The sequence below is a fragment of the Rahnella sp. BIGb0603 genome (assembly GCF_024808755.1).
GTDB lineage: Bacteria > Pseudomonadota > Gammaproteobacteria > Enterobacterales > Enterobacteriaceae > Rahnella > Rahnella contaminans.
In genome coordinates this window covers 464,360-481,666 of record NZ_JANUEX010000005.1, presented here as the reverse complement: position 1 = coordinate 481,666, position 17,307 = coordinate 464,360, and the positions used below count along the sequence as shown (strand labels likewise).

Genomic DNA, 17,307 nt, shown 5'->3' with positions numbered 1-17,307 from the left:
ATCCCTAAATGTGGAGACATTTTCTGATCCCCGGACACATATACGTGGAAATTTTTCCTGTAGATCCCGATTCAGACAGGGAACGGGCCGGTATGTTGAAATGAGAACGGGATCACAAAGCCGTTTACGGTCAGTTAACGTGCAGTATGGACTTATATGTGGAAGAATTTTCTGATCGGCAGGGGAGAGCAGCGAGTATCTCAGACATTCCGGGCTGGAGATCTTCAGTCCGATAAGTGGAGTAATTTCCTGTAAAAAGCGAGCCGATCCAGCATGTTAAAAAAAGGATCCCGGAGTCGGTGGAAAATCATATGTGGAAGTTTTTCCTGATCGATGTTTTAGGATTCTCTTATAACAATTTGAAAATAAAGGAATAAATAAGCTTTGTTTTTACTTTACGTCAGTATTTTTTATGTGGAATAATTTACCTACTTTCCACTTATGGATCCTGCTACATGGAACTGAATAAACTCACCGTAGTTCAGGGGAACGATCTTCTTGAAGGCGCCTACAGCGTTACTCTGGATGAAATGCGCTTGCTTAACCTGGCGCTGGCACAAATTGATAGCAGGAAACCTCAACCGGACACGTTATATCGACTTTTCCCTCAGGATTACCAGCGGATCTACGGGGTAAACCCGACCAGCAGCCACCGCCAGTTGCGTGAAGCTGCAGAAAGCCTGATGAAAAAGCCGGTCACCATCTACAAACCGGATACGAAAACCGGAAAGGTGCGTACCGTTCAGCTTTCGTGGTTCTCGCGGCTGGAATACGTCAGCAGTGATGATCACAGCGCCGTTGTACTGAGATTTGGTCAGGACGTTGCACCGTATCTATATGAATTAAAAGAGTCTTTTACCAAACTCAATTTTGCTAATATCGCCAAACTGGATACGCCGTTCTCCGTGCGTCTGTATGGCTGGTTAATCAAAGCCAAAAACCTCTACGGCAGACGCAGCGGTAAAGCCATTGAAGTGACCCTGGATCTCAACTGGATGCGCGAGAAGGCCGGTCTGGCAGGCAAATACGAGGATTACCGTGACTTCCGCCAGAAGCTGCTTGAACCGACGATCAACCGGATCAACGCCAATACCGATATCTCCGTGGTCTGGGAGCCGGTGAAGCAGGGCAGAACCGTTGTTTCGATCAAGTTCGCGTATGTCGATGAGTCAGCGCCAGAAGCCAGTAAACCACTGCGCCCGCGCTTACCTCGCCGTCCGCGCGCAGTGGCAGGTTCGGCGCTGGAAGGCGAGTGGGCACGCCGCTGTATCACCATCTTCGAAGAGTATCGTGAGAAATTAAGCGCTTACGACGTTGAAGAAAAGGCGACGTTGCCGGATCTGCGCAAGCTTTCAGGCTGGTACAAGCTGATCGGCGAGAAGAGCAAACAAAAAGAGATCCTCTCTGAGGTCAGTTCCCGCAGTAAGAAAACCGCTGCCTGACAGTCCCGGCCGGAAAGCATTCCGAAATGAACGGCGTATCTTCGATGAGATACGCCGTTTTTCTTTGTACGGATCCGGAGGATTCCGACGTCCATTACAGTTAACTTACTGATTATCCTGACCTGAATGGTTAGTGAGTGCTTACTGGGTATGGGCAGGAAATCATTCCACATTACCCGTTTTGGCGGCTTTTTCAGCGTACTGCCCAAAAGCTATAAGCCATATTTTTTCGTTGTTAGACAAGGACAAACCCCAACCTTACTCTTCGTCATGTTTTGTAAACCTATTGCACACTTATTGATGAGGGATGTCACTTGGCTACGTTACTCACTTCTGCCCCCGCGCAATCCGTCTCCCGCGCGCGCCGCACCGCTTCTTTTAAAATCGCATTGCTGGCCAGCGCGGTGATGTTTTCTTCTTTATCCTTTGCGGACGATGTTCTTAAAGAAGGCATCACTCCGGCCACAGACGCCAGCCAGGTGCCTGCTGCCGCGAAACTGCGTACGGACACCGTGATCGCCGGGATCTCCGAACCGCAGGGCATTTTTAACCCTTACTTCTTCGTGAATGGCTGGGATGAAAACGTCACCAACGTGATCTTCGCCCGCCTGATTGACTGGGACAGTCAGGGCAAACTGGTTCCGGGTCTGGCGGAGAGCTGGACGGTCAGCCCGGACGGCAAAACGTATACCATCAAACTGCGTCCGAACCTCAAGTACAGCGACGGTTCAGCGCTGACGGCGGAAGACGTCGCGTTCACACTGACCGTGTTGTACGACCCGAAATATGACGGCGACACCGACATCACGCTGGCACACATTGCCGGCGGTGATGAATATAAGCAGGGCAAAGCGGACAGCGTCAGTGGTCTGAAAGTTATCGACCCGCTGACCCTTCAGGTGACAACCACGCAACCGGGCGCGACCACGCTGCAAAAAATCGGCGGGCCGGTGCTGTCGAAAGCCTATTACGGCAAAGATTATCAGCGTGGAAATCTCGATACACTGCGCACGCTGCACGGCAAACCGCTGGGTAACGGCCCGTATGTTTACGACAAATACATTCCGGGGCAGGAGATCCGTTTCCACGCCAACACAAACTATTACCGCGGTACGCCTCCGACGCCACGTTTCATTTATCGTGTCACCAATCCGTCGACGAACTTCCAGTTATTCCAGACCGGCGATACCGACTACGACGCTTTTACGTCACGCCCTGATGATATCGAACAGCTGAAACTGCTGGGTTTTGCGAACATCAACCTGTACGGATCCAGCGATTACAGCAAGATTGAGTTCAATCTTCATCGCCCGGTATTGCAGGACGTGAAAGTTCGTCAGGCGCTGATCTACGGTCTGGATCGCCAGAAACTGATCGACGTGGTGTATCAGGGCTACGGCTCCGTGGCTATCGAGCCGATCGCGCCAATCTCCTGGGCGTATAACACTGAAGGCGTGAATCCGTACAAATTCGATCCGGCGCAGGCCAGTAAATTACTGGATGAAGCGGGCTGGAAAACCGGCGCTGACGGCATTCGTGTGAAAGACGGCAAACGTCTGGAACTGACGCTGCTGGTCAGCAAAAAAGTACTGAACGACGCCCTGATCCCTATCGCCAAAGAGGACTACCAGAAGATTGGTGTGCTGCTGAAACCACAGGTTGTGGATTTCAACGCGCTGATGTCGCAACGTAAAGCGGGGAATTACGATCTGGCGTCATTCAGCACCAGCACGCTCAATGATCCGCACGACGGCGTCTGGGATTACTACAGCACAGAGGCCACGGAGCAGGGTTACAACAATCCGGAAGTGGATAAGCTGATCAACGAAGGTAATGCGACCCTCGACATCGAAAAACGTAAGCCGGTTTACCACGAACTGTACAAAGTTCTGGCGAACGATCCGCCGGTGATCCTGCTCGGCAACCGTAAAATTTTGTCGGCCAGCAGTGCCCGCGTGACCGGTTTCAAACCGGATATTTACAACGGCCTGACCGGCAGCCTGCCGGATGTCAAAATCGTCAAATAATCAGAAATCACGTTGCTGCCGGTCCTTACCGGCAGCTTCAATGAGAAAGTCATGAGAAATTTCATTCTGCGTCGTTTGCTTCAAACCATCCCGATGTTGTTCCTCGCTTCGCTGCTCATCTTTATGCTGTTTGCCAAAACGCCGGGCGATTTTATCGACGGCAATATTACCCTGACCGCTCAGCGTGCCGCCGAACTCAAAGCGTTATACGGCCTCGATCAGCCTCTGCTTAGCCGCTATCTGCACTGGCTGGGGAACCTGCTCCAGGGCGATCTGGGTTTTTCGCTGCAATATCAGATCCCGGTGAGTCAGTTGCTGAATCAGTACATCTGGAACTCCTTCCTGCTGGCGACTATCGCCATGGTGCTGTACTGGGGGATCGCGCTGGCTGTGGGCATTGTTTCTGCCATGAAACCCTATTCGCTGTTTGATCACGTCGTCAGCGTGGTGATATTCGCGGCGATGTCATTTCCGACGTTTTTCCTTTGCCTGCTGCTGATCAAATGGTTTGCGGTTGATCTCCACTGGTTGCCGGTTGGCGGCATGACCAATACCGGCAGCGACGCCACGGGTTGGGCCTGGGTGATGCAGGTCGCGGCGCACCTGGTATTACCGGTGATTGCGCTGGTGATGCTTCAGGCGGGCAGCCTGACGCGCTATTTCCGCGCCAGCATGCTGGACGTCGTACGCATGGATTTCATCCGCACCGCGCGTGCCAAAGGGCTGCGCGAGCGCACCGTCATCCTCAAACATGCGCTGCGGAACGCGCTGTTGCCAATTATCACGCTGTTAGGATTCGAGCTGCCGGGGCTGTTTTCCGGTGCGCTGATCACCGAAAAGGTCTTTAACTGGCCGGGCGCGGGGCACATTCATATTGATTCGCTGGCAGCGCGCGATTATCCGGTGCTGATGGGATTCACGCTGTTTCTGGCGGTTCTCACCATTCTGGGCAACCTGATTGCCGATGTGCTTTATGCGTGGGCTGACCCGCGTATTCGTGTGAGGTCGTGATGTTTGGATCATTATTTTCAACCCACCGCCGGCTTCGTGAAGCGGAAATACCGGCGATGGCGCAGGTGACACCGTCACCGTGGCAGCAGGCCTGGAAATCGTTGCGACAGAACCGGCTGGCGATGTTTTGCCTCATCCTTCTGCTGGTCATGGCGGTCTGGTGCATAGTGGGCCCTTACTATTCGCCATGGCGCGATGACGCTACCGATGCGCTGATGATTAATAAAGCGCCAAATGCCGATCACTGGCTGGGCACCGATTTTCTTGGGCGCGACGTTTATACGCGCCTGCTTCTGGCCGGGCGTATTTCGCTGATCATCGGCCTGCTTACCATGTTGCTCTCCGTGACACTCGGCTATCTGATGGGCGCGGTTTCGGGGTATCTGGGCGGCGTTGCTGACAAAATCATCATGCGTTTTGCCGATCTGGTGATGACCATTCCGAGCCTGCCGCTGCTGATTGTGATGGGCGCGATGCTCTCGGAACTGGATTTCTCGCCGGATTCGCGCGTCTACATGGTGATCGTGATGCTCAGTTTGCTGGAATGGCCGAAGCTGGCGCGTCTGGTGCGCGGGCAAATTCTGTCCCTGCGCGAGCGCGATTTTATGCTGGCGACGCAGGTGCTCGGGTTATCCGCGCGCCGTCGTCTGTTCGGCCATCTGTTGCCCAATACCGTGCCCATTCTGGTAGTGATGGCGACGATGGCGGTGGCAAACGCCATTCTCAGTGAATCGGCGCTTAGCTATCTCGGGTTGGGCGTGGTGCCACCGACGCCTTCATGGGGAAACATGATGGACGCGGCCAACAGCCTGATCGACTTCCAGCGCCGTCCGTGGTTATGGATGCCGCCGGGCGTGGCGATTTTTATCACCGTTATTGCGATTAACGTACTGGGCGATGGCCTGCGCGATGCGCTCGATCCCAAGATGAAACGGAGTAAAAAATGACAGAACCGTTGATCCGTTTTAATCAGCTTGCGCTGTCTTTTTCCAGCGATCAGGGGCGTGTGCGTGCAGTGCAGGACGTCACGTTTGACGTTCAGGCCGGGCAAACCGTCGGCATTGTGGGCGAATCCGGTTGCGGAAAAAGCGTTACGGCGATGTCGCTAATGGGATTACTGCCGCCACAGGCCGCGCGCATTGATGGCGGCGAAATCCTGTTTCAGGGGCGTGATTTACTGAAACTGCGCGCATCACAAATGGCAGATCTACGCGGCAACCAGCTGGCGATGATTTTCCAGGAACCGATGACCGCGCTCAATCCGGTGCTGACCATTGGTGAGCAGCTGGTTGAGCCGCTGATCCGCCATCTCGGGGAATCGCCAAAATCGGCCTGGGAAAAGGCAACGAAGATGATCACCGACGTTGGTCTGGCGCGCGCGGAAAGCCTGATGACCAGTTATCCGCACCAGCTTTCGGGTGGCATGTTACAACGCATCATGATTGCGATGGCGCTCAGTTGTAAGCCGCAGTTGCTGATTGCGGACGAGCCGACCACCGCGCTGGACGTCACCGTGCAGGCGCAGATCTTACGGCTGTTACGCGATCAGGCGCGGCAAAATCACATGGCGCTGATGCTCATTACGCATGATTTGGGTGTGATCGCGCAGATGGCCGATCACGTGGTGGTGATGTACGCCGGGAAAATTGTTGAGCAGGGCGCAACGGCGGAGGTGCTTCGCAATCCGCTGCATCCGTACACGCAGGGGTTGATCGCGTCGCGGCCCACGCCGGGCGAGCGTCGCCGGCGGTTGTATTCCATTCCCGGTCAGGTGCCGGATCTGGCTGCGCTGCCGCCGTACTGTGCTTTTACCGAGCGTTGTGAACGTGCCACCGACCGCTGTCGTCAGGGGATCCCACCGCTGGAAGGGCGGTCGCGGCAGGCGGCCTGTTTTTACAGCGGGCTGAGTCCGGCAAATGAAATGACGCAGAAGGAGTTGCAGCCATGAGTGCTGAAAATCTGATGAGTACTGACTACCTGATAGAAGTGGATGGCCTGAAGAAACACTTTCCGATCCGCGACGGCGTATTCGGGCAGGAAACCGGCCAGCTGCGCGCGGTAGATGGTGTCAGTTTTAACATCCGCAAAGGCACTATTTTCGGGCTGGTGGGCGAATCCGGCAGCGGCAAAACCACCGTCGGCAGAACGCTTCTCGGGTTGTACGACAAAACGGCGGGCAGCGTGAAGTTTCGTGGTGAAGACCTGCACCGGCTCAAGCCGAAACAGCTTAAAGCGCTGCGACCGAAAATCCAGCTGGTGTTTCAGGATCCCTACAGTTCGCTGAATCCGCGTATTCGTATTGGTGACGCGATCGGCGAAGCGATGCTGGAACATAAACTCTGCTCACGCGCTGAACTGCACGGCAAAGTGGTGGAAGTGATGAAAATCTGCGGGCTGTCGCCGCTGCATTACAACCGCTTTCCCCATGAGTTTTCCGGCGGGCAACGCCAGCGTATTGGCATTGCGCGGGCGCTGATCCTGCAACCGGAATTCATTATTGCCGATGAGCCGATCTCCGCGCTCGACGTCTCGATTCAGGCGCAGATCATCAATTTATTCTCGGATTTACGCGACGATCACGGTGTGACGTTTCTGTTTATCTCACATGATCTGGGCGTGGTGGAACATCTGTGCGACGACGTGGCGGTAATGTATCTGGGGCAACTGGTGGAAACCGCGAGCCGCGATGCTTTATTCCGCCAGCCTTTGCATCCGTACACGCAGGCGTTACTGGCCGCCGTGCCGACGCTTGATCCTGACAGCGAACCGGTGGCAATGGTCAGCGGTGAAATTCCGGATCCGTCAAAACCGCCGTCCGGCTGCCGCTTCCATACCCGCTGCCCGCGCGCGACCGAACGTTGCCGCGCTGAAATTCCGTTACTGCGTGAAGTGGAAAGCGGCCACCGCGTCGCCTGCCATCTGGTGTAATTTCCGGCTCTTTCCCGCCGCGGCTGGCCTAGTCTTCCAGCATGCGGCGGGCTTCACTCTGCATTTTCTTCCCGACGTTTTGCGTCACTTCAATTACCTTTTGCGTCGCGGGTGAAAGAAATGCGCCTTCCCGCCAGGTAATCCCCACACGACGCGGCATCATCAGTTGATCGTTATCAATCCGGATCAGGCGGGAGATAAACTCTTCCTCGACCAGAATGTTTTCAGAAAGAAAACTGAGCAGGCCACTTTTGGCGATCAGACCGGGCACTGACGCCAGCGAGCTGATTTCCACTTTAACGTCCGGCAGCGGGCAATGATTTTCATAGAACATCTTGTCCAGCCACTGGCGCATCGACACGGTTTTGGCCGGTAAAATCCAGCCGTAACGGCTCATGTCGCGCAGCGAAACCGGCCTGCCCGCCAGCGGATGGTCGCGTGACGCCGCGACGACCACGCGATCGGCGGTAACCGGCACCTGAACCACCGGGCTTTCATAGTTCACCAGCGGCCCGATAATAATGTCGATGACGTGGCGCTCCATCAGCGTAAACAGCACGTCGTTCATGCCGATCTGGATTTCCAGTTTTACGTTGGGAACCTGTAATTGCAGCGTTTTGCAGATTTCCGGCAGTAAAAATTGTGTCGCGGAACCCGACACGCCGACACGCACAATCCCGCCCGCGCCGCTGCTCAGTTCCGTCATGACTTCTGCCATCTCATGATAGGAATTTTGCAGCGCCAGGCCCCGCTGATAAAGAATGCGACCCGCCTCGGTCAGCTCCAGACCCCGGCCGACTCTTTTAAACAATTTAATGCCGAGTTCTTTCTCCAAACGGGTGATGGATTTCGATAGCGCGGGCTGCGTAATATTTAAATTTTGTGACGCAAGTCTCAAATTTATCATCTCCGCAGCGGTGACGAAATAATCTAAGTCCCTGTTATTAATCATACATTCCTGAAATTCATCGATTTGGTAAAAAAATATAGTAGAAGGCATGAGAGGCGCGGTCAATAATCTCGCGATCTTTGCAGGGGCGTGAGCGTCTCCGCAATCTGAACGCCAGTGAATTCACCTGTTTTATGTAAAATAAGAAACTAAGCGCATCTATGAAAATTGTTAATTTCACCCTCAGTAAAGAACACACCAAAAGCTTCGGCATCTTCCATACAGACGGCATTATTGATGTCGGCCGTCACTCAGGTTGCCGGGATATTAACGAATTCATGGCGCATCATCAGCTTGACGAATTGCAGCGCTATGCGCAGCTTCCGGCCGATCTTCAGCTGAGCGACATCAGCTTTCTGCCGGTGATTGACCGTCCGGGCAAAATCTTCGGCGTCGGCATGAACTACGCCGAAAAGCGCAAAGAGTTCAATGAAACCAGCGACGCGCCGACGTTATTTGTCCGCTTCGCCGATTCGCAGGTTGGCCATAACGGCATCATTATCAAACCCGCCTCTTCCAGCCAGTTCGATTACGAAGGGGAACTGGCGATCATTATCGGCCGCACCGGCCGCAATATTCCGGCCGAAGATGCGCTGGATTTCATTGCGGGCTACAGCTGTTATATGGATGGCTCGGTGCGCGACTGGCAGCATAAGTGGTACACCGCCGGGAAAAACTGGCCTGCCACCGGCGCGTTCGGGCCGTGGCTGGTGACGCCGGATGAAGTGGGCGATCCGCAGAATCTGAGCATTAAAACCTGGCTGAACGACCGGCTGGTGCAAAACGACACCACGGCTAACATGGTGCATAGCATTCCGCAGATGATTGCCTATATCAGCACGTTTACGCAGCTTTCGCCGGGGGATGTGATCATGACCGGTTCACCGGGCGGCGTGGGCAAAAGCCGCGTACCGCCGTTGTACCTGAATGACAATGACACGATTGAAGTGGAAATTGAGAACATCGGTCGTTTGACTAATAAAATCCAGGCAGCAGCCAGCGCCGCCGCCTGAATTTAACGCACCTGACTGACCAGAGGCACCGATTTTTCGGTGTCTTTGTTTTTAACGACCATCAGATATGTCAGCGTAAATGACAGCCCCAGCGATAACACCACGCCCATTACGATATAAATGAAGTACGGACCGATGTAGGCGGGCAGGCTGAAAATGCTCGACAGAATATAGCCGTACAACCGCACCCCGAAGAATGCAATAAATGCCGACGCCACAGAACTGCTGATCGTGGTGGCGATAAACGCTTTTTTATAGCGTGTCAGCACGCCAAACAGCGCCGGTTCAGTGATCCCCAGCAGCCCGGAAATCGCCGCCGACAGCACGACTGATTTTTGCTCGCGGGTTTTCACATGGAAATAAATCGCGAAGGTCGAACCGGCAATCGCCATGTTGGCCATAAACATCATCGGCATCAGCATGTCCCAGCCCTGATCGGTGAAGTTCTGCAAGGCAATTGGCGTCATGGCGTGGTGCATTCCGGTGAGGATCGCCACCGGGCGGATCGCGCCAACAATAAAACCGGCGAACACCGATGACACTTCAAACAGCCCCTGAATACCCAGCGCCAGCAGTTTACCGAGGTAAATTCCGGCCGGGCCAATCACCGTCAGTGAAACCAGCGCCGCAATAAATAACGTCAGCGTTGGCGTGAAAACGGTTTTCAGCACGTCCGGCATGATTTTGTCCACCCAGCGGTGAATGTAGCTCAGCGCCAGCACCGAGAAAATCACCGGAATCACGCTGGCCGAATAGTTAAATACCGAAACCGGCAAGATATCCATGAAATACAACGCCGTTGGCGCATCCGCAGTATGGCTGGCGAGCGCTTTTGCGGCGTCAATCAGCGTCGGATACATCAGACAGGCGGCGACTGCGGCAGCCAGATATTCATTGGTTTTGAAGATTCTCGCGGCAGAGACAGCGAGGAAGAACGGGAGAAAATAGAAAACGCCGCTGGCAATCAGATCGATGATCATCACGGTTTCACTTTTCGCCGAAATCACCTTGAGGGCGATTAAACCGGCCAGCAAACCTTTGATCATTCCCGCGCCCGCAATGGCCGGAACGATCGGGCCAAACACGCCGGACACCGTATCCATGAACATCGAGATCAGACTTTTGCGCGCATTTGTGGAAACATTTCCTGTTGGCTTTGACGCCGGATCCAGCTGCGAAACAATCGCTTCGTACCAGGTATTCACTTTCGGCCCGACAATAATCTGCACCTGACCGCTCTGGCTTTGCGCGCCCAAAACGCCGGGCAGATTTTTTATCTCATCCCACGCCACTTTATTTTCGTCGGCTAAATCAAAACGCAGACGGGTCATGCAATGCCAGATTTTATTAATATTTTCTGCACCGCCGACGCCTTTAATAACGGACTGCATTATTTCTGTATTCACCCTGAACCCCGCGACGGAAATTGTATTTTTATTCTCAGATGGGAAGGGAGTGTAATGAGCGTGGTTTTTAAAAACAAACCAATAAAACAGGATCCCGGTCACATAATCCGCCTTCTAAGCCTGCTCAGACGGGGTTTTATGATAATTGGTCTGGTTTTTTTCAGTAAATGACCGTTCTTTCATACCAAAATAAATGCATGAAATTAAGGTTTACAGCCGGGCGTAAAATACGGTGAAATAACCGCAATACGAATATTCCCGCACTCTTTTCCTTAAAAGAGCTGAAGGCCATTATTAAGGATTTTCCATGAAACCTGTGCTGATTACGCATATTGAATGCCAGATAACGCGCCCCGATCGCCATAATCTGGTGGTCGTCAGAATTGAAACTGACTGCGGTGTTTTCGGCCTCGGCTGCGCCACATTCCAGCAGCGTCCGCTAGCGGTGAAACTGATGGTCGATGAATACCTCAAACCGCTGCTGTTAGGCCGCGATGCGAATCACATCGAAGATTTGTGGCAGATGATGATGGTGAACGCGTACTGGCGTAACGGGCCAGTGATCAACAACGCCATCGCAGGCATCGATATGGCGCTGTGGGATATCAAAGGCAAGCTGGCGAATATGCCGCTGTATCATTTATTCGGCGGTAAATCGAAAGATGCGGTCACCGCGTACAGCCACGCGGCGGGGGAAACGCTGGAAGATCTCTACGGCGAAGTGGATCGTCTTCTGGGCGAAGGTTATCGCCACATCCGTTGCCAGCTGGGCTTTTACGGTGGCAACGCGCGCGATTTCCACACCACGCGCGAACCGGCGGCGGGCGCGTATTACGATCAGGATCAGTACATGGATAACACGCTCGCCATGTTTAAAGCGCTGCGTGAAAGGTACGGCAATCAGTTCCACATTCTGCACGACGTTCATGAGCGCCTGTTCCCGCAACAGGCGGTGCAGTTTGCCAAAGCGGTGGAACAATACCGGCCTTACTTTATTGAAGATATTTTGCCGCCCGATCAGAACGAGTGGCTGGCGCAGATCCGCAGCCAGACCGCCGTGCCGCTGGCAACCGGCGAATTATTCAATAATCCGGCGGAATGGAAGGATCTGATCATTAATCGCAGGATCGACTTTATCCGCTGTCACGTTTCACAAATCGGCGGTATCACACCGGCTTTAAAACTGGCGCATTTCTGCCAGAGTTTTGGCGTGCGGCTGGCCTGGCATTGCCCGCCGGACATGACGCCGGTCGGCGCGGCGGTGAATACGCACCTGAATATTCATCTGCATAATGGGGCTATTCAGGAATTTGTTGCTTATCCGCCCAATACGCAGCAGGTTTTCCCCGGCGCACAGGCCCCGGTGAACGGGTATTTTTATCCGTGTGAAGAAGCCGGGATCGGCGTGGATTTCAACAGCGAGGCGGCGAATGAATTTCCTGTGGTGTATCGCCCGCATGAATGGACGCAAAGCCGCCTGCCCGACGGCGTGATCCACACGCCTTAAGTCTGCCGAAACGCCAGATTATCCTGATTAAACGGGATGACGTAAGTACATGAATAATCGATGTCGAGGATATCGCTGAACGCGTAAACGCGGCCGCCCTGCAAAATCCCTCTGTTGGTGATCTGCATGGCGGCGATGCCTTTCTTGCAGCCCAGCAGCTGCGCCTGCTCTTTGCTGACGCTGACCGCCTGATAACGGGTGAGGGAATGCGAAATCGCGAAGCCTTTATTCAGAACGTATTGCTGAATGGAATGCTCGATCGTTTTCTGATTCAGATCCGAAAAACCTTCGGCGGGCATCCGCGAATACTCAATCTGTACGTTGCGCTGGCTGATGCGTCGCAGACGAGTAAACGCCCAGATAAAATCATCCGCGGTTATATCGAAAACCTGCTGCTCTTCACGGTCAGGCCGCCGCTTATGTAACTCCAGCATTTTGAAACTGATTTCGGTGAATTTCTTCTCGGTAATCGAGTTGTATACCAGCGGATTACTGCTGACGCCCGCATTGATATAAATCCCCGAGCCTTGCACGATGCGGACCGCACCGATACTCACCAGTTTTTCCAGCGCCTTGCGCACGGTAAACCGCGAAACCCCGTATTCTTCCGCCAGCTGGCGTTCCGGTGGCAGCTTTTCCGGCAACGATCCGCTGTTCTGATAAATTTTGCTCAGTAAATCCTGAGCGATAAATTCACTTTTTTTCATGGGCGTCTGGCTTATTTGAGACAGGGAGATCGGGAACGCATTGAAACATGCGACAGGCAGAAAGGGCAAATTACAGCCTGAAGGCTGTATTAGATTTTTACAGCTTACAGGGTGTAGAGGATATTTTAATATTATCCGCTTTAGAGGATAGAAATTGATTTATCCCTTACAGGGGATATACTGAAAATATCCGCCAGGGAGGATAATATGAATATAACTTCAACAAAAATGTTGGCCAATGCACTGCGGAATGAGCGTAAAAAGCGCAAACTGAGCCAGAGTAAAACCGCTGAGACAATGGGCCTGAAACAGTCCACGGTTTCTGAATTTGAAAATTACCCGGATGGAACGCGGTTGGAAACACTGTTTAAACTGCTCGCTGCGCTGGATTTAGAGCTGCAGATAGCACCAAGAAACAGTGATCCACAGGACAAAACGTCGTGGGATCAGGAGTGGTAATACATGGATAAGTTAACGCTCGCGTTAAATGGCATTACGGTGGGGACGTTAGAGAAAGCCAGTGGCGGTGAAATGTCATTTGTGTATCACGAAAGCTGGCTGAACCGGGCGGGAGCTCGTGCTATTTCGTTATCCCTTCCGCTGCAAACTGCAAAGTTTCGTGGTGCCGTGGTATACAACTTTTTTGATAACCTTCTCCCCGATAATGAGCAAATCCGAAGCCGTATTCAGGCGCGTTTTGCCATTCCGACGAAGCAGCCTTTCGATTTGCTTTCTCGCATTGGGGGCGATTGTGTCGGTGCAGTTCAGTTGTATCCGGAGAACAGCCAGGTCACGCCGGTAACTGAAATTCATGCCCAACCGCTAAGCGATGAAGAAGTGGAACATCTTCTTCAGGGCTATAAAGAAGCCCCTTTGGGCATGGAAGCGGAAGTCGATGACTTTCGTATTTCGCTGGCCGGAGCTCAGGAAAAAACAGCCCTGTTATGGTATCGCGACCAGTGGCATCGTCCGCAGGGGAGCACGCCGACGAGCCATATTCTTAAACTTCCCATTGGCTATATAGCAAACAATGGAATCGATTTAAGCGAAAGTGTTGAAAATGAATGGTTGTGCCTGAAGATTGCGGAACAGTTTGGGCTCCCCGCCGCCCGTGCCGAAATTGCCCGTTTCGGTACGCAAAAAGTGTTAGTGGTTGAGCGCTTTGATCGCCGCTGGTCACAGGATGGTTCCTGGCTGATGCGGTTGCCGCAGGAAGATTTCTGTCAGGCGCTGGGCGTGGCTCCGGCGCTGAAATACGAGTCTGATGGTGGTCCGGGCATCGCGGCGGCAATGAAACTTCTGCTTGGATCACAGCAGGTTTTACGTGATCGGGAACTGTTTTTTAAGAGTCAGATTCTGTTCTGGATGCTCGCTGCCATTGACGGTCATGCGAAGAACTTTAGCGTGTATATTGAACCCGGAAGCGCATACCGGATGACGCCACTGTATGACGTGATGTCTGCTTTCCCGCTTATGCATCCGCAAGGTATACCGGCGAAAAAAGCCAAAATGGCGATGGCTGTTCTGGGGATAAACCGGCATTTTCACTGGGACAGGATCCTTCCCCGGCATTTTGGCACAACGGCGCTGCGGGTCGATTTTCCGCAAGAGAGTGTGGTCCGTATGATGGCGGAAATGAAAGAAAAAACTCCGCAGGTGATTAAGGACGTCGCGGCTTTATTGCCCGCCGGTTTTCCTGTAAAAATCAGCGAAGCAATATTCGCAGGATTAAAGAGTCAGGCATCAAGGCTTCCCTGAACACCCCATAAACATCCCCAAACAAAAAAGCCCGCCAGTTCACACCGGCGGGCTTTGTTTTTCGACAAAATTAAATCGAATTACTTCTGATCAGGTAATGCGTAGGCGATCACGTAGTCGCCGCGTTCTGCGGACTGACGTGCGCCACCGGCGCTGATGATGATGTACTGTTTACCGGTTTTCGGTGAAACGTACGTCATCGGGCCAGACTGGCTGCCCACCGGCAGGCGGGATTTCCAGATTTCTTTACCGGTTGCGGTATCAAATGCGCGCAGATAGAAATCCTGCGTACCGGCGAAGAACAGCAAACCGGATTGCGTTGACAGGCTTGCGCCCAGCGTTGGCATACCGACTTCCATTGGCATACGCATTTTGATGCCCAGCGGACCGGTGTCTTTTACCGTACCGACAGGAACCTGCCAGACGATTTTACCGGTTTTCAGGTTAACCGCAGACATGGTGCCAAACGGTGGTTTCTGGCAAGGAATGCCCAGCGGAGACAGGAAGCGCTCGCGGACTGCGCCGTACGGCGTACCGTCCATCGGCACCATCCCCATCTCAATACCGCTTGCGCCGGTCGGAACCTGTGCACGCGGAACCATGTAGTTCGCCAGACCCAGACGCATATCATTCACGAACATGATGGCGTTGTTCGGGTCAACCGACACGCTGCCCCAGTTCATGCCGCCCAGAGAACCCGGGAATTGCAGGGAACGATCCAGACCCGGAGGCGTATAAACGCCTTCGTGACGCATTCCTTTAAACTCGATGCGACACAGCAACTGATCCATCGGCGTCGCGCCCCACATGTCAGATTCTTTCAGCGTCTGGTTGCCGATGTTTGGCATACCGACAGAGAAAGGCTGCGTTTTGGAGTAGCGTTCGCCAGGGACGTTACCCTGCGGCACTTCGCGGTTTTCCACTTTTGCGACCGGCTGGCCGGTTTCGCGGTTCAGCATGAAGATCATGCCCTGTTTGGAGGTCTGCACCAGAACCGGCGTGCTGCCACCTTTGCCGTCCGGCAGGTCATACAGCAGCGGCTGAGACGGCAGGTCGAAGTCCCACAGATCGTGATGCGTGGTCTGGAACGTCCAGCGAACTTTACCTGTAGCCACGTCTACTGCGACGACAGAGGAACTGTATTTATCATCCAGCTCGGTACGTGTGCCGCCGAAGAAATCAGGCGTGGCGTTGCCGGTTGGCATATAAATCAGACCCAGTTTCGGATCGTAGGACATCGCAGACCAGACGTTCGGCGTACCGCGGGTGTAAGTCTGACCTTCCGGTGGCAGTTTTGTGATGTTCGGATTACCCGGATCCCATGCCCATACCAGTGCGCCGGTGTGAACGTCAAACGCACGCACCACGCCCGGAGGTTCGCCGGTGGAGAAGTTATCCGCCACGCGTCCACCAACAACCACGACATTACCCGCGACCAGCGGGGTAGAGGTTTGCTGGTAATAGCCGGGTTTCACTTCGCCCATGCCGACTTTCAGGTCAACCACGCCGTTGTCACCGAAATCAGCGCAAGGCTTGCCGGTGTCGGCGTTGATGGCGATCAGACGCGCATCAATGGTTGGCAGGAACAGACGGCGTTCGCAGGTCGCGCTGACGGTACCGCCGGTGGCAGCAGGCGCTTGCGGCGCATCTGTTGCAGGCGCGGCAGCTTCTGAAGCGGCATTTGGAGTGGCCGGTTCAGCCGCAGGAATGGCAGCCTGAGCCTGTGGCGCTGCGCTATTTACGCTGCTGTTCTCGTAATAGCCCAGACCACGGCAACGTTGCCAGTTCGGCGCGGTAGAGTTGGAGTCGTAAGACCACAGCTTTTTACCGTCATCCACATTCAGGGCGATCACTTTGCTGTACGCGGTACATACAAACAGTTTGTCACCGATTTGCAGCGGGGTGTTCTGGTCTTCAGCGCCGGAACCGTTACTCTGCGGGATATCGCCGGTATGAGCCGTCCACGCCACCTGCAGTTTATCGACGTTGGTTTTGTTGATCTGATCGAGTGCAGCAAAACGGTCGCCTGCGGTGGTGTTACCCCAGTTCGCCCAGTTTTTCTGTTCCGCACCTTTATCAACCGGTTTGACCGGAACCTGATCGTTGTCGGCGCTGATGATTGGCGTCGGGACGAACGTGTTACCGAATGCCGCGATCAGGGCAACTGCCAGCACGGCGGCGAGCGAGAAACTCGGTCCTTTGCGGGCAACAAGGCCCGCGCGCGTTTTCAGCAGCGGATACGCCAGTGCGACGAGGAAGGCCAGAACGCCGAACGTGAACAGGCGGGAGAACAGCGGCCAGAAGGTGAAACCGGCGTCCCAGATAGCCCAGATAACAGAAAGCACGAAGGCGACGGCGTAGAGCCACGCGCCCGAAGGCTTGCCTTTGAAAATTAAAACGGCGGAAACGACGAGGGCCAGACCCATCAGCAGGAAGTAAATGCTTCCTCCCAATGTGGCCAGATACGCACCGCCGATGCCGAGTGTCAGGCCGATAACGGCCATCAGCGCACTCAGCAGCCAGAGGAGCCAGGTCCATTTACTCTTAGTTGTTGGCATG

At 53.9% G+C, this 17,307-nt stretch carries 14 protein-coding genes; 10 read left to right on the top strand and 4 right to left on the bottom strand.

The features are described from left to right. Positions 1 to 455: 455 nt before the first annotated feature. The 6 genes from M2403_RS16310 (at position 456) to M2403_RS16285 (ending at position 7,408) form a co-directional block, all read left to right on the top strand. Positions 456 to 1,442: a replication initiation protein gene (locus M2403_RS16310; protein WP_104925214.1), complete on the top strand. Its 987-nt coding sequence runs from the start codon at positions 456 to 458 to the stop codon at positions 1,440 to 1,442. 407 nt (positions 1,443 to 1,849) lie between these two features. Continuing rightward, complete coding sequence (locus M2403_RS16305) at positions 1,850 to 3,469, top strand: ABC transporter substrate-binding protein (RefSeq protein WP_244370450.1); 1,620 nt, start codon at positions 1,850 to 1,852, stop codon at positions 3,467 to 3,469. Positions 3,470 to 3,520: 51 nt separating this feature from the next. Continuing rightward, a complete protein-coding gene (locus M2403_RS16300) occupies positions 3,521 to 4,480 on the top strand; it encodes an ABC transporter permease (RefSeq protein WP_152326710.1) in 960 nt (319 codons plus the stop codon). Next, on the top strand, positions 4,480 to 5,427 hold the full coding sequence (gene opp4C / locus M2403_RS16295; protein WP_259230081.1) for an oligopeptide ABC transporter permease: 948 nt from the start codon (positions 4,480 to 4,482) through the stop codon (positions 5,425 to 5,427). The genes M2403_RS16300 and opp4C overlap by 1 nt, the downstream gene beginning before the upstream one ends. Continuing rightward, entirely contained in the window at positions 5,424 to 6,428 is a 1,005-nt protein-coding gene (locus tag M2403_RS16290; RefSeq protein WP_217152783.1) for an ABC transporter ATP-binding protein, read from the top strand. The genes opp4C and M2403_RS16290 overlap by 4 nt, the downstream gene beginning before the upstream one ends. A gap of 14 nt (positions 6,429 to 6,442) precedes the next feature. Beyond that, the gene (locus tag M2403_RS16285; RefSeq protein WP_152326818.1) at positions 6,443 to 7,408 is read left to right on the top strand and encodes an ABC transporter ATP-binding protein; all 966 of its coding nucleotides are present in this window, start codon (positions 6,443 to 6,445) and stop codon (positions 7,406 to 7,408) included. Positions 7,409 to 7,436: 28 nt separating this feature from the next. On the opposite strand, the gene M2403_RS16280 is transcribed toward M2403_RS16285, so the two are convergent. Beyond that, a complete protein-coding gene (locus M2403_RS16280; RefSeq protein ID WP_259230080.1) occupies positions 7,437 to 8,360 on the bottom strand; it encodes a LysR family transcriptional regulator in 924 nt (307 codons plus the stop codon). Positions 8,361 to 8,518: 158 nt separating this feature from the next. Here M2403_RS16280 and M2403_RS16275 point away from each other — a divergent pair, with 158 nt between their 5' ends. Further along, positions 8,519 to 9,370, top strand: a complete 852-nt coding sequence (locus M2403_RS16275; protein ID WP_259230079.1) for a fumarylacetoacetate hydrolase family protein — start codon at positions 8,519 to 8,521, stop codon at positions 9,368 to 9,370. Positions 9,371 to 9,372: 2 nt separating this feature from the next. Here M2403_RS16275 and M2403_RS16270 read toward each other — a convergent pair whose 3' ends face one another. After that, the gene (locus M2403_RS16270; protein WP_259230179.1) at positions 9,373 to 10,761 is read right to left on the bottom strand and encodes a PTS transporter subunit EIIC; all 1,389 of its coding nucleotides are present in this window, start codon (positions 10,759 to 10,761) and stop codon (positions 9,373 to 9,375) included. Between the two features lie 322 nt (positions 10,762 to 11,083). Here M2403_RS16270 and M2403_RS16265 point away from each other — a divergent pair, with 322 nt between their 5' ends. After that, positions 11,084 to 12,283 (top strand): enolase C-terminal domain-like protein, encoded by a 1,200-nt coding sequence (locus M2403_RS16265; protein ID WP_259230078.1) that lies wholly within the window; start codon positions 11,084 to 11,086, stop codon positions 12,281 to 12,283. On the opposite strand, the gene M2403_RS16260 is transcribed toward M2403_RS16265, so the two are convergent. After that, on the bottom strand, positions 12,280 to 12,990 hold the full coding sequence (locus M2403_RS16260; RefSeq protein ID WP_152326716.1) for a GntR family transcriptional regulator: 711 nt from the start codon (positions 12,988 to 12,990) through the stop codon (positions 12,280 to 12,282). The genes M2403_RS16265 and M2403_RS16260 overlap by 4 nt on opposite strands. A gap of 207 nt (positions 12,991 to 13,197) precedes the next feature. Here M2403_RS16260 and M2403_RS16255 point away from each other — a divergent pair, with 207 nt between their 5' ends. Next, a complete protein-coding gene (locus M2403_RS16255) occupies positions 13,198 to 13,449 on the top strand; it encodes a helix-turn-helix domain-containing protein (RefSeq protein WP_152326717.1) in 252 nt (83 codons plus the stop codon). 3 nt (positions 13,450 to 13,452) lie between these two features. Next, positions 13,453 to 14,748: a type II toxin-antitoxin system HipA family toxin gene (locus M2403_RS16250; RefSeq protein ID WP_208950719.1), complete on the top strand. Its 1,296-nt coding sequence runs from the start codon at positions 13,453 to 13,455 to the stop codon at positions 14,746 to 14,748. Between the two features lie 80 nt (positions 14,749 to 14,828). On the opposite strand, the gene M2403_RS16245 is transcribed toward M2403_RS16250, so the two are convergent. Then, positions 14,829 to 17,306 carry a membrane-bound PQQ-dependent dehydrogenase, glucose/quinate/shikimate family gene (locus M2403_RS16245; protein ID WP_259230075.1) on the bottom strand — a complete coding sequence of 826 codons (2,478 nt, stop codon included), beginning with the start codon at positions 17,304 to 17,306 and terminating at the stop codon, positions 14,829 to 14,831. Between the last annotated feature and the right edge of the window lies 1 nt (position 17,307).